The 13,896-nt window shown below is 71.9% G+C and carries 5 protein-coding genes and 1 pseudogene; 3 read left to right on the top strand and 3 right to left on the bottom strand.

Translation table 11 applies throughout. The features are described 5' to 3' along the window. The first annotated feature begins 184 nt into the window (after positions 1–184). Positions 185–731, top strand: a pseudogene (locus ACIRU3_RS42470) (DUF1062 domain-containing protein). A 229-nt stretch (positions 732–960) separates the two neighbouring features. On the opposite strand, the gene ACIRU3_RS42465 reads toward ACIRU3_RS42470, so the two are convergent. Further along, positions 961–1,764, bottom strand: coding sequence for an IclR family transcriptional regulator C-terminal domain-containing protein (locus ACIRU3_RS42465; protein ID WP_404068853.1), 804 nt, complete (start codon positions 1,762–1,764; stop codon positions 961–963). 94 nt (positions 1,765–1,858) lie between these two features. Continuing rightward, the gene (locus tag ACIRU3_RS42460) at positions 1,859–2,761 is read right to left on the bottom strand and encodes a zinc-binding alcohol dehydrogenase family protein (RefSeq protein ID WP_404068851.1); all 903 of its coding nucleotides are present in this window, start codon (positions 2,759–2,761) and stop codon (positions 1,859–1,861) included. Positions 2,762–4,253: 1,492 nt separating this feature from the next. Between ACIRU3_RS42460 and ACIRU3_RS42455 the strand changes: the two genes are divergently transcribed. Together ACIRU3_RS42455 and ACIRU3_RS42450 are read left to right on the top strand one after the other, a co-directional pair. Continuing rightward, entirely contained in the window at positions 4,254–5,531 is a 1,278-nt protein-coding gene (locus tag ACIRU3_RS42455; protein ID WP_404068848.1) for a hypothetical protein, read from the top strand. Positions 5,532–6,725: 1,194 nt separating this feature from the next. Next, positions 6,726–9,530, top strand: a complete 2,805-nt coding sequence (locus ACIRU3_RS42450; protein ID WP_404068845.1) for an AAA family ATPase — start codon at positions 6,726–6,728, stop codon at positions 9,528–9,530. A gap of 91 nt (positions 9,531–9,621) precedes the next feature. On the opposite strand, the gene ACIRU3_RS42445 is transcribed toward ACIRU3_RS42450, so the two are convergent. Next, positions 9,622–13,896: SDR family NAD(P)-dependent oxidoreductase (locus ACIRU3_RS42445; RefSeq protein ID WP_404068843.1), on the bottom strand; the 4,275-nt coding region annotated here is incomplete at its 5' end.

Here is a 13,896-nt window from a genome sequence, read left to right as displayed (position 1 = left end):
CACTCGAAAACCAGTGGAACAGCGCGGCTGTGCGCCATTACCGTGCTGCCGAACCAAGTCGTCTGGGCAAGGACGTGCCGTTGTACACCCTGTGAGACCTCCCGAGCGCTGAATCGTCGCGCGTCGCGCATGTGCGCCGCGCTCCTATTTGCTGCGGACTCCTCACTGAAACCGGCGTACTTCTGTGCCCAGTCACTGGGCGGTCGTGCCCACCTGCCTGCCGCTCGTTCTCCGCCGCTGCCACGCGTGCACGTCCGAACGCTGCCGGGTAGACGGCAAATTTCGCGTCAACGCACCACAAGCTCATCGACGCCTGGCTCCTCGCACTCTGTACCGCATGCGGGGACACTGCAAAGCTCACGGTTTTCGAGCGGATGAACGTGCGCACCGTACGACCTGAGCTGCTGGACCGGCTGCATGACAACGACCCTGGCCTGGCAGCCGAGCTGCTCCAGGATCCGGTCGTGCGGCGCCGTAATCGCATCGCCCTCGACTGGGACAACGCCTGGAGCCCCGACACCGGCGGGTCGGATCACCAGGACCGCGAGGTGATCGACGTCTCGGTCCGCTTCGCGGCGCCGATCCCTGTCCGGCCGGTGCGACTGATCGCTGAGGGCTGCGCTCTTTCGCGGGCCGAGGTCGGGAGACTGATCACGGACGGGAAGCTCGTTTCGGCAGTCCGGCTGAGCGGCAGACTCTCCGGCGACTTCACCTTCACGCTCAAGCGCTGAGCCGTCCTCGGAACCAGGGGCCTTCCGGCGAGATCCGCCGAACAGGCCCCTCGCCCTTCCGGAGCGGGCACGGCTGCCTGTCCGCAGCGGACACGGCTGCCCCTGCTCAGCGGGCACGGCCGGCATCCGCCTGGGCGGCGGCCGGCCACCCGGCGGCGACGCCTCACTCACCGCGCAGCAGGTCTCCGGCGTGGTGCCGGTGACGGCGTCCGCGGTGTCCAGCGGGGGATCAGTCGGCCGGCCAGGCTCCGCCGAGCTGGCTGAGCCTGGCAGCCGCCGTGATGGTGGCATAGATGTAGTGCTGGGGAGCTTCCGGCATGACGTCCATGGGCTTGAGCATCAGGACTGCGCCCCAGATCGCGCCGTCCCAGATGACCGGGGCCGCAATGGAGTTCCACTTCGCCATGCACTCCTGGTGGCCCTGGGCATAGCCCTGGTCACGGATGTCGGCGAGGGAGGCGAGCAGCTCTCCGCCGTCGCGGATGACGCCGGGACCGGCCTCCTCCGGGACCGGATCGGCGGCCACCCGCTGCTGGATCTGTTCGGGCAGGTAGGCGAGGATCGTCCGGCCCGAGGCGCCGGTGCGCAGCGACCGCGTGACCGAAAGGACGTCGCGCGGCGTCATTCCGAGCTCGACGAGATCGGAATCCCCCACCGCCATGTCCAGACACTGCCTGCCCGCTATGCCGAACGGCGCCCTCATGTACAGGAAGACCAGGCCGCTGTCGGTCGCCGCGCGCAGGCCTTGCAGGACGTGCGTGGCCTCGCTGCCGGAGAGATTGTCCTCGGCGAGTGCGTGGAGCCCCAGGTCGGCGACCGTACTGCCGAGCTGGTACAGGCCTCGGTCGATGCGGACGAAGGTGCTGTTGTACGTTCCGGCGGTGAGCATACGGCCGGTGGTGGAGTCGTCGAGATCGGCGGCTTTGGAGATCTCGGACAGCCGGTGGGCACCGGGGCCCAGAGTGATGAACGCCTGCTGGACCCGCATGAAGCGGTCGGCGTAACTGGTCCCGGTTCCACGCTGTCCACTCATCAGCCGTACCCCCTTCATCGTGCCCGCGCCCCTCGTCCTGGAGCGCGGTGGTACACGGCCCTGGTGCCACCGCGTACCGCAGGGCACAAGGTTATTACTTGGTGGTATCGAGGCTGAACTTGCCCATGCCTGCACGGCTGTTGAGCACATGGTGTGCCTTGGACGCGTCGGCGAGCGGGTAGGTCCCGCCGGTCACGATCTTGAGCGTGCCGTTGCCGACGGCGCCGAAGAGCTGTCGCATGGACGCTGCCAGCGGGAGCGTCCGGTCGGTGTACAGATGCGGGAGCCAGAAGCCGGCGACGGTGACGGACTTCTGGAGCAGCGTGTGCACGGGGACGTCGGCAAGCTGCCCGCCGGCGAAGCCGTACACGACGAGCCTGCCACGCGGGCCGACCGCGGCGAGGGTCTGCTGCAGGGTCTTGCCGCCGGTCATCTCCAGCGCGGCGTGAACGGGCCCTCCCGCCGCGTCGAGGATCCGCTCCGTCAGGCCGTCCTCGTCGGAGGAGTCGACGGCTGCCGCCGCCCCGAGCTCCAGGGCCAGCCGGCGCTTCTCGCCCGTGCCGGCGAGAGCGATGACCCGGGCGCCCGCCCGGTGCGCCAACTGAACGGCCAGCGAGCCGACGCCGCCGGCCGCGGCGGGAATGACGACGGTCTGCCCCTTGATGATCTGGGCGACCGTGAAGAGGAGGTGGTACGCGCTGTTTCCCTGCAGAGCCAGCGGCACCGCCTGTTCGTCGGTGACCTCGTCGGGGATCTCCCATTGCAGCCTGCGGTGAACGGCCGCCTTCTGCGCATAGCCGCCGCCCTGGGTCAGCGCCACGACGCGCTTGCCGTCCGCGGTGGTGCCGACGACCTCGTTGCCGGGGATGTAGGGCAGTTCGACCGGCGCGAGGTAGGTATTTCCGCGAACATGGACATCTGCGTAGTTAACACCCGCCAGCCGCACATCCAGCAAGATTTGTCCGCGCGCGGGTTCGGGGTCGGGAACGTCCTCCATTCGCAAAACCTCGGGGCCACCGAATTCCCTCATGACAATGGCGCGCACAGTACTCCTATCAACGCGGGCCGGTTGTGTACCACGACAGGCTAGGGCATCGCCGCAACGTCCCCGACCTGGGCACCTTGCCCCATACACATTTCTCACGAGGCGAGAAACGGCCATCCTTTTCTCACCTCGCGAGAAGATTTAATGTCGAACTTCTCGCGAGATGAGAAGGGAAATCCGCGGGTTGCCTTTTGCCCTTTCAGAGAGACATAGTGATCCCGCCTCGCTCTGCCAGGCGCTTCCCCGAAGCCGAGACCGCTACGGGGCGGCCGGCAGTACGGGAGGAGGGCACAACTCAACGGCCCAGGCCAGGACCCGGCGGAGAACCGAGGGATCCGAGCCCGGGGTCGGAACGTGAGTGCTCCAAGAGGCGTACGGGGACGGGTGGAGGACACCGAATGAACGACCAAGGGCCGCAGTTGATGCCGAACCAAGCCCCCCAGGGGGCTGCCCGGCTCTTTCCTGCCGCACATACCGAGGGCTCTCGACGCGTGACGGCCGTGCAGCTCCTCGCCGGGACGACCGGTACGGATGGCCGAGCCGGGGCTCGAAGCGGCTCCTGAGCCGGGCCCGGGGCGCCACACCACTTTCCACGGACCGCGGTCGCCGGTTCCCTGTTGGGGCAGGGAACCGGCCACCGTCAACGACTCGGCACACGTCACCGCACCACCAGAGATCGAACCGACCCAAGCCCTTGGGCGCTCTTGCGGAATGCAGCGGCACGCCACGCACAGGACAGGCCACCCACGTCCGCCCTCGCGCACGGACTGTTTCACCCTGCGCCGGAGCTCCCAGCACCTCACGCAGGAGGCTGCTGTGCCCCTTTCCCCTCCTTCTCGCCGTCGCTGCTCCCGAGGCCAGAGCCAGGCCGCCGGCGTCCCGGCGGACAGGCTCGCGCTCGCCGGCGGAGCGATCGCCGTCGCGCCGACCGCGTCGGCCGTGAGCCATTCGGTTGCCGCAGCAACCTTTCCTGCGACTTCCCTCACGGCTTCCCCTGTTTTCCGGGACAGCTCGGTTCAAGCGGCGTCGGCCTGCCCGCCGGCCCCGGCACGTACCGCTCCTGCGGGGAAACCGGCCCGGACCGTCGCGGAAGCCGTGCTCCTCATGGCTACGGCCGAAGCGCCCCAGCAGGTCCCGGTGTCGTCTCCATGCCGAAGGCCCACGGGTCCTGACCTGCCGCAGCGACCGGGGGCACCCCGGACGGATGCGTTCACGACTCCTGCGGCCACGGCACCCTGTGTTCGCCGGACGCCCTGGCCCGGCCCCTTCCTGCCTGGAGTGCCCGCGCCCGCAACTCCGCCTGTCACCAGCGCGCCTTCCGGCCCGGCCACGCCTGAAGCCAACTGGTGGGGGGCCGCGCGCATCTGGTCCTCGTAGTCGGTCAATGCCCGGCCGCACGGCCACCTATCGCCCTGACACATCTTCTGTCCTGGAGCCCGTTCCCATGGCCATCACCTCCGCCGCACTCGTCGTCGCTCCCCGGTTCGAAGCCCATGCCGGCACTGTGGCGATCGTCGCCCCCTACGGCAGCTCTGCCCACCCGGAGGTCTTCGCGCGGCAGGGCTGGAGAACCGTGGCCGTCGAACTGGACGCCCGGCACCGGCCGTCGGCGCTCGTACCGGCGCGCGGGGCGGGCGCGTGCGCGGACTCGGTGGAGCATCGTGGATCCCTGCGGCAGACGGTCAAATCGCTGCGCGGGCTGGGTGTGACGGCTGTCGTCGCCGGGAGCGCGGCGGGGATCGAGCTGGCGGAGCGGATCGCCTGGCATCTGGGCCTGCCCCAAGGCGATCCTGAGACTTCACGGTTGCGCTACGACCGTGGCGTGCAGGCGGCCGCCCTGGCGCGAGTGGGAATACCGGCACCGCGCAGCATCCGCAGTGCCGACCTGGCCGAGGTCCTGGCCTGGGCCGAGACCTGTCCCCTGCCCGGCCATGTGCTGGCCCCGGCCGCGGCCGGAGTGCCCGTCGAGCCGGTGGCCTGCGCCGGACGGAGTCAGATCAACACCGCCTGGCCCGCCATGAAGCGAGCCGCCGCCCGGTACTCCGACGACGCCCACCTGGTCCTCACCGAGCGGCTGCCCACCCGGCAGTTCGTCGTCAACAGTGTCAGCCGTCCCGGGGTGGACGGGCAGACGGAGCATGTCATCACCGACGTGTGGGCCGAGACGCGCTCCGACGACCGATCGCTGGACCGCACCGACCTGTTGCACCCTCACGAACCGCTGACGCGACTTCTGTCGGCGTACATGGTGCGCGTGCTCGACGCCCTGGACGTGATGCGCGGTCCGGTCACCGCGCGCGTCGCCCACGAAGAGGGCCGGAGTCCGCTCCTCGTCTCAGCGCTGGCGGTGCCCGGGTTCTCCCCGGCCGACGAGGCGCTGCGCAGGGCGACCGGCTACGACCGCGTGACGGACGCACTGGACACCTTGATCCCGCCGTCGCCCGTCCAGCTCGCTCCCGACCCCGCAGGTCACCGGATCGTCCGGGTGCACCTGGACCGGAGCAGCGGCGCCGGTCTCGACCCCCGCCTCGGACACATCCTGCGCCGGCTGCCGACGGTGGCCGCGATCGGCGCAGATCTCCTGGGGCACGCCCCGGTCACCGGCACGGCCCGGCACGCCGAGGTCGTGCTCAGCAGCAGTGAGCCGGAGGCCGTCGAGGCGGACTGGCGCATCATCCGGGCCCTGGAGCGCGAGAGCCTCCAGGACGGAGCATGCCTCTGAGCGTGAGCGGCGTGTCCCTGGCGCGAAACCCGTGGCCGGTGACGGCTCGAAGCGGGTGCGTGCCCGGGGACCCGGACGGGCCGACGGCGGGACTTCGCCGACGGCGAGCACATCCGCCTCGGTGAACTCACGGGCAACAAGCGGCTTCAGCGCGTCCTTCGGGGCCACACAGGCGCACGCCACCGGCCGGACCGGCACGCGCCACCCACCGGACCGGCAGACGAAGCGCGGCTGCGCCGGCTCGATGCATTCCTGACCGGTTCCCGCCCCTTCGCGACGGCCGCACCGCCGGCGACCGGGAGCCGAAGGCGCAGGTAGGCCTCTCCCCCACCGGGGTCGAAGGCCGGATCCGGAGGAAGCCGGCGCTGGCGCGATTTATGCCGAGCACGACTTCGGCCGTGGCAGTCCATGGTGACAACATTCCGAATGGATCCTTGAGAGTCAGAGGCTCCCAGGGCAATGGGCGTTGCCCGAACGGGCACAGGAAGCGCTTTCTCGTGACCGATGTCACGATTGAAACCGCCCGGTTCCTTCCTTTAACCGGCCGGTAATTCAAAGGATGGTAAAAGGACGTCTCGGTGGGTCATACAGTGAGTAGGCAGGGAGCGTCGCAAGACGACAGTTGACAACGTTGGACTAGACAGATAGCCTTTCTGCGTGCTATTGAGAAAATACTCATTATTGGCACTCGACCATCAAAGCCGCCGACGCCCCGAACCAAAGCCAGCCATGAATTGACTGAAATCATTTGGTGCATGAATTCCGGGTCATCGCGATTGTGTCCGCGGCAAGAATCGGCACATCAATTCCAAACAGCATTGGGGTCCGCCCGCGGTAAGCGACAAACAGGGGGCCACAGGATGCGACGCCTCTCTAGCGGTGCAGGTGGAAACGTCGGCGGACGGACGGGGGACGTGCGGGACGCCAGCGCGACGGCATGGTCACACGCCCTTCCCGAGACACGCCCGGACCAGGCCGAATGGCTTGAACGACCACTCCTGCCCCTCTTTTTTCTTGCACCCTGTCAGGAATCGTTCGCCGAGGACCGGAGCGACCCGGCGCGCCGCCTTTGCGGCAGCGCGATCGCCCTCAGAAACTCTTCCACGCACCGTCGCACGACGCCGCCTCGTCACGCGGGAAACCGGGAAACGGGGCCACGACCTCACTCGGAAAATGAATCAAGGGGGACCCACGATGCACCTCTTCGGCCGTTCGCGAGAACTGCAGGCCTTGAGTGAGGCGTTCACCGACAGCGCGCGGGGGCACGGCCGGCTCGTGATCATCACGGGCGGCCCCGGATCCGGCAAGACCCAGCTGGTGCATGAATTCCTCACCACACTGAACAGCACCGATGCACGAATACTGACCGGTACGGCCTGCGCGACCGAACAGGACCAGCCCCTGAGCCTGATAGCACAATTACTCCGCAATGCAGAGGCGGAGTGGGCCGTGTCGCACCACGCCCCACCGGCAGTGAACCCACAGGCGAAGGACCATCGCCCTACGGGCGCCGGGCACGATGCCGTCCACACCCCTGCGCATCACGCCCCCGCGGAACAGGAGACGGCCGAGGCTCTCCTCCGCCTCGGCCACGACGCACGCCCCCTGGTCATCGCCCTGGACGACGCCCACGCCATGGACCGGTCCTCGTTGCACACGATCGTCCACCTGCTGCACCGCAGCCGCTCCCGCCGAGTGCTCGTCGTGTGCGCCACCTCAGGACACTTCGGCGAGATGCGCTCGCCCGCGTACACACGGCTCCTTCGACAACCGCACCGACGGGTACGCCTTGCTCCGCTGTCGGAGGCCGGCGTCGGCCAACTGCTCGCAGCCCAGGCCGGACGGGCCCTGCCGGGACACGTCCGCAGCGCCTACCACCGTGCCACCGCCGGCAGCCCGCTTCTGGTGCACGCCCTGCTGGACGACGGTACGCGTTTCGCACCCGAGATCGGCCGGCCCATCGCCGGCGCCGCCTACCGCCAGGCAGTCCTGTCGCTGCTGCACCGAGGCGAGGCGGGTCATGTCCGGGTGGCCCGGGCACTGGCCGCGCTCGGCACCCTGGCGGAGACCGTTCCCGTCGGAGAACTGGCCGGCACCACACCGGCCGGCACCCAGGAAGCCGTCGACGTCCTCAACTCCTCGGGGCTGCTCGACGGTCACGCCTTCCGGCACCCGACCGCCGCCGCGGCGGTCCTGGAGGAGATGGACGCAGACGCACGCACCGGGCTGCACGGCAGGATCGCCCACACGCTGTATCGTTCCGGCGCACCCGCCGTCGAGGTCGCACGTCACCTCCGGCTCGCGGACCTCGTCCCGGCGGGATGGGGCGCGGGAATCCTGCGCGCCGCCGCGGAACAGGCGCTGGCCGCCGACGACGTGGAGCGCTGCACCGCCTATCTCGGTCTGGTCCTGCGCGACTGCGCCGACGAGCGCGAACGCCACGCCCTGTCGGCGGCTCTGGCGCGCGCGGAGTGGCGCACCAACCCGGCAGCGGCCGGCCCCCATCTGGAACCGCTGCGCGAGGCCGCGCTGCACGGTGACCTGACCATGCGGGACACCGCCACGGTCCTGCGGTACATGCTGTGGCGGGGCGACACCGAGCTGGCCGCCCAGGCCGTGGCCAGTCTGGTCCACGCGCAGTCGCCCGCCGACGCACAGATCATCGCCGAGGTGGAATTCGTACGGCAGTGGTTCTACGGTGTGGCGCTCCCCGGCAAGGGGGCTCCGGTCGCCGGCCCCGACCCGCGCCGCCGCCACGTGCCCGCGGGCACCGGCGGACTGGCCGCCCGGGTGGCGGCGCTCATCGGCGGCGAGGCCACCGACGAGTCGGCCGCGGCGGTCGCACAGGCACTCCAGGGGCATCGACTGGACCACCTGAACCTGGAGCTGGTCGCCATGTCACTGCTGGCGATCGCCCACTCGGACCGGCCCGCGATCGCCGCCGAGGCCTGCGACGTGCTGCTGGAGTGCGCGGTGGAACGCCGGGCGACGACCTGGCAGGCCCTGCTGGGCAGCATCCGGGCCGAAATCGCCCTGCTCCAGGGGGACGTGACCACCGCGTCCCAGGGCGCGCTCGCCGCGCTCGGCATACTGCGCGCCCAGAGCTGGGGGGTTCTCATCGGCCTCCCGCTGTCGACGGCGATCTCCGCGTACACCGCCATGGGCTCCTACGCCGAGGCCGAGGAACTGCTGAAGCACGATGTGCCCGAGCCGATGTTCCGCACCGTGTTCGGCATCCAGTACCTGCGTGCGCGCGGTCACCACTACCTCGCCACCGACCGGCCCTTCGCAGCGCTCAATGACTTCGAAACCTGCGGGCGGCTGCTGCGGGAGGGCAACCCCAGCCTGCAGAAGGGCATCCCCTGGCGGTCCGACCTGGCCCTGGCGAATCTGCGGATCGGCAAGGCCCGCACGGCCCGGGACTGGGCCGAGGAGCAGCTGCGGCTGCCCGGCGGCCACAGTTCCCGGGCCCGGGCGATGGCGCTGCACCTGCTGGCCGCGACCTGCAAACCGCACCGCAGGGCCTCGCTGCTGCGCGAGTCGATCGACCTGCTCAAGACGTCCGGCGACCGGTACGCGCTGGCCCAGGCGTACGCCGACCTGTCCGCGGCGCACTACGAACTGGGTGAGTACGACCGCGCCCGGCTGGTGGCACGGCAGGCCGCGCAGGAGGCGGAGGCCTGCCGCATCGAGTCGCCGGTCGACGCACACCTGCTGGAGGATCCGGTACGGCCCGAGAGCTCCGAGTCCGAGGAGGGCGGCCCCGCCATCCTGAGCGACGCGGAGTGCCGGGTCGCGGGGCTCGCCGCGCTCGGATACACCAACCGCGAGATCAGCGCCCGGCTGCACGTCACCATCAGCACGGTCGAACAGCATCTCACCCGGGTCTACCGCAAGCTGAACGTGGCCAGCCGGTCGGAGCTGCCGTCGAAGATGCTGGAGCACCGCATCCCGAAGCTGTCGGACCGCTGGGCCAGCACCCACTCGTCCGCGGGCTGAGCGGTCCGCCCCCGCGTCCACGCGACGGAGCGCGGCCCCACCGGTGACATCACCCGGTGGGGCCGCGCTCTGCCGTCGGCGGACGCGGGCCTCAGCTGAAGCTGCCGAGCTCGTCGTCCAGGATGTCGAAGAGCTCGTCGGCCGTGGCCGTCTCCAGGCCCGCGTCACCGGTCTGCCCGGTCCCGTTCTCCCGCCACTCCCCGGTGCCGTCCCACCGTGCGCTGAGAGTGCGCAGCCGGGCGGCCACCCGGGCCCGCTGCTCCTCGTCAGGCGCGGCCGAGTCCAGCGCGGCACCCAACACCGTCTCCAGGCGCACCACTTCGGCCTCGATGTCGACGAGGTCACCGGAGGTGTCCCCGCCGAGCTCCGCGAAGAGGTGCCGGGCGAGGGCGTCGGAGGTCGGGTAGTCGAAGGTGAGCGTGGTGGACAGCCGCAGGTCGGTGTCGGCGCTGAGCCGGTTGCGCAGCTCCAGGGCGGCGAGCGAGTCCACGCCCAGGTCGCCCAGGGGGCGCTGGGGGTCGACGGCGCTGCCGGAGCCGTGTCCGAGGACGTCGGCGACATGTCCGCACACCGTCTCCACCAGCACCCGCAGGGCGTCGGCGCCACTCAGCCGGGCCAGCCGCTGCGGCAGCGACTCGGCGGACGCCGGCGCCTCGGTGACCGCACGTGCGGTACGGCGTACCGCCGCCGGGACGAGGCCGCGTATCAGGGCGGGGGCGCCGTCGGTGACCTGGACGCGGACCGGCAGCAACAGGGCCCGGTCGGCGGCCGGGGCGTCGTCGGTGCTCAGCGCCCGGTCGAAGAGGGCCAGCGCCCGGTCGGCCGGCAGCGGCAGGATGCCGTCGCGGGCCAGCCGGCGCAGCTCGGTCTCGCCGAGCCCGGCCGCCATGCCCTCCCCGGTGTCCCACAGTCCCCAGCCCAGCGAGAGGGCCGGCAGCCCCTGGGCGCGGCGCCGCGCGGCCAGGGCGTCCAGGAAGGCGTTCCCGGCGGCGTAGTTGGCCTGCCCTGCCGCCCCCAGCGTGCCCGCGGCGGAGGAGAACAGGACGAACGCGGCGAGTCCGAGATCGCGGGTCAGCTCGTGCAGATGCCAGCCGGCGTCGGTCTTGGGGCGCATCACCTCCTCCAGCCGCTGCGGTGTGAGGTCCGTGAGCAGCCCGTCGTCCAGGACGCCCGCGGCATGCACCACGGCGGTCAGCGGGTGCTCGGCCGGTACCGACGCCAGCAGGGCGGCGAGGGCGGCGCGGTCGGTGGCGTCGCACGCGGCGACGGTCACGGTGGCGCCCAGAGCGGCCAGATCGTCCAGGGCGCCGGGCTCGGGAAGGCGCCCGCCGCGGCCGGCCAGCAGCAGATGGCGTACGCCGTGCCGGGTGACCAGATGCCGGGCCAGCAGACGGCCGAGGCTGCCGGTGCCTCCGGTGACCAGGACGGTGCCGTCCGGGTCCAGGGCGGCCGCGCTGTCCGGCTCCGCTTCGGTGGTCCTGGCCAGTTCCGGTACGTACACCGTGCCCGCCCGCAGGGCGAGTTCAGGTGCGCCGGTGGCGACGGCGGCCGGGAAGGCGGCGGCCGAGGCGGGGGCGTCGTCGGTGTCGACGAGCACGAACCGGCCGGGGTGCTCGACCGCCGCCGCCCTGACCATGCCCCAGACCACGGCCTGCGCCGGGTCGGGTGCACCCTCGGCGTCGACGGCGACGGCGGACCGGGTCAGGACCACCAGCGGCGCTCCGTCCGGTGCGTCGGCGAGGTGCCGGCGCAGTGCGGTGAGGGCCTGCACGGCGGTCCGGCGGGCCAGCGCGGGCAGATCGGCGCCGGAGTCGTCGTCCACCGTCATGGGGAGGGTGCGGGGCGCGGGCGCGTCGCCCTCGTCGCTCAGCGGCAGCGCGGTCCACCGCACCCGGAACAGGTCGCCGGGCGCCGGGGTGGCCGCGTTCAACTGCTCGGCGGTCACCTGGCGGATGCGCAGCGACGTCACCTCGGCCACGGGCGCCCCGGCGCCGTCGTACAGGCGCAGGGTCATGTGGTCGCTGCCGTGCGGGGTCAGGCGCAGCCGCACCGCTGTGGCGCCGGTCGCGTACAGGGTGACGCCCTCCCAGGAGAAGGGCAGGGTCATCACGGTCGGGTCCTGGCCGTCGAGCAGGTCGATGGCGTGCAGCGCGGAGTCCAGAAGCGCCGGGTGCAGTCCGAAGCCGTCCGCCGCGTCGATGTCGGGCAGGGCGAGTTCGGCGCAGACCTCCTCGCCGAGCCGCCAGGCGGCACGCAGGCAGCGGAACAACGGACCGTAGTGGTAACCCTGTTCGGCCAAGTGGTCGTAAGTGCCAGTGACGTCCACCGGTACGGCTCCCGGGGGCGGCCAGGCGGTCTCGGCGGCCGGTTCGGGCGTGGTGCGCGGGGCGAGGACGCCGGTCGCGTGCCGGGTCCACTCGCCGTCCGCGCCCTCCGGGCGGGCGTGCACGGTCAGCCGGCGGCGTCCGTCGGCGTCGGGGGCCGCGGCGGCCACCTGGAGGTGGACCGCGCCGTGCCGGGGCAGGACCAGGGGCCGTTCCAGGGTGAGTTCCTCCACCTGCGGGCAGTTCGTGCGGTCGCCGGCCCGGACGGCCAGTTCGACGAGGGCGCTGCCCGGGACGAGTACGGTGCCCGCCACGGCGTGGTCGGCGAGCCAGGGGTGGGTGGCCAGGGACAGGCGGCCGGTCAGGGCCACGCTGTCGTCGCCGGCCAGCTCCAGGGCCGCGCCGAGCATCGGGTGGCCGGCCGGCGCCTGGCCCAGTCCGCCGGCGTCCGTGGCCGCGCCGGGCGCGTCGTCCAGCCACAGCCGCCGGCGCTGGAAGGCGTAGGTCGGCAGGTCGCAGCGGCGGGCACCGGTGCCGGCGAACACCCGCTCCCAGTCGACGGTCAGACCGCGGACGTGGGTGGTGCCGAGCAGGGTCGCGAAGGTCTGCTCCTCGTCGCGGTCGCGGCGCAGCGCCGGGACGAACGCCGAACCCTCGGCGTCGGCGAGGGCGTGGGCGCCCATGGCCGACAGGACGGCGTCGGGGCCGAGTTCGAGGTAGGTGCGTACTCCGTCGGCCTCCAGCGTGCGGATGCCGTCACCGAAACGGACGGCCTCGCGGACGTGCCGGACCCAGTACTCGGGGGCGCACAGCTCGTCCTCGCCCGCACGCGCTCCGGTCACGTCGGAGACGACGGGGACGGCGGGCGGCGCGTACCGCAGGGCACGGGCCGTCCTCTCGAACTCCGCCAGCATCGGGTCCATCAGCGGGGAGTGGAAGGCGTGGCTGACCCGCAGCCGCTTGGTGCGGCGGCCGGAGAGTGCCTCGGCCACGGCGGTCACGGCGGCCTCGGTGCCGGAGACGACCACGGCGCGGGGCCCGTTGACGGCGGCGAGGGACACCTCGGGGCCCAGGTGCGGGAGCACCTCGGCCTCGGTGGCGTCGACGGCGAGCATCGCGCCCCCGGCGGGCAGGGCCTGCATCAGCCGGCCGCGCGCGGCGACCAGCCGGGCGGCGTCCGCCAGGTCCCAGACGCCGGCGACGTGCGCGGCCGTCAGTTCGCCGATGGAGTGGCCGGCCAGCCAGTCGGCGCGGACGCCTTGGGAGTCCAGCAGCCGGTACAGGGCGGTCTCCACGGCGAACAGGGCGCTCTGTGTGTAGACGGTGCGGTCGAGCAGGCGGGCCTCCTCGGTGCCGGGCTCGGCCCACATCACGTCCCGCAGCGGGCGGTCGAGATGGGCGTCGAGCGCCTGGCAGGCCTCGTCGAGCGCCTGCCGGAACGCGGGGTGGGCCGCGTACAGACCGCGTCCCATGCCCGCGCGCTGGGCGCCCTGGCCGGTGAAGAGGAAGGCCACCTTGCCTGCGGCGGGCCGGCCCCGGACCACGGTGTCGGAGGCGGAGCCGTCGGCCAGCGCGGCGAGTGAGGCGAGGAGTTCGTCCCGGTCGCGGGCGACGACCGCGGCCCGGTGGGTGAGGGCGGCACGGCCCGTCGCCAGGGAGCGGGCGAGGTCGGGCAGGGGCTGGTCGGCGACCGCGTGCAGCCGTGCGGCCTGGGCGGCCAGGGCCTCGGGGGTGGCACCGGAGATCACGAGGGGCAGCAGCGGGGCGGGGGCCGGTTCCGCGTCCGCCGCGGGTTCCTCGGCCGGTGCCTCCTCGATGATCGTGTGGGCGTTGGTGCCGCTGATCCCGAAGGAGGAGATGCCCGCCCGGCGCGGACGGTCCGCTTCGGGCCATGCCTGCTGATCCGTCAGCAGCCGCACGTTCCCCGCGTCCCAGTCGACCTTCGTGGACGGCTGATCCACGTGCAGAGTCTTCGGCAGCATCCCGTTGCGCATGGCCATCACCATCTTGATGACACCCGCGACACCGGCAGCCGCCTGCGT

This window comes from Streptomyces sp. NPDC101151, assembly GCF_044768335.1.
In the GTDB taxonomy this organism is placed as follows: Bacteria; Actinomycetota; Actinomycetes; order Streptomycetales; family Streptomycetaceae; genus Streptomyces.
Note: the sequence above shows the minus strand (reverse complement) of the source record. Positions and strands in the feature narration are given on the sequence as shown.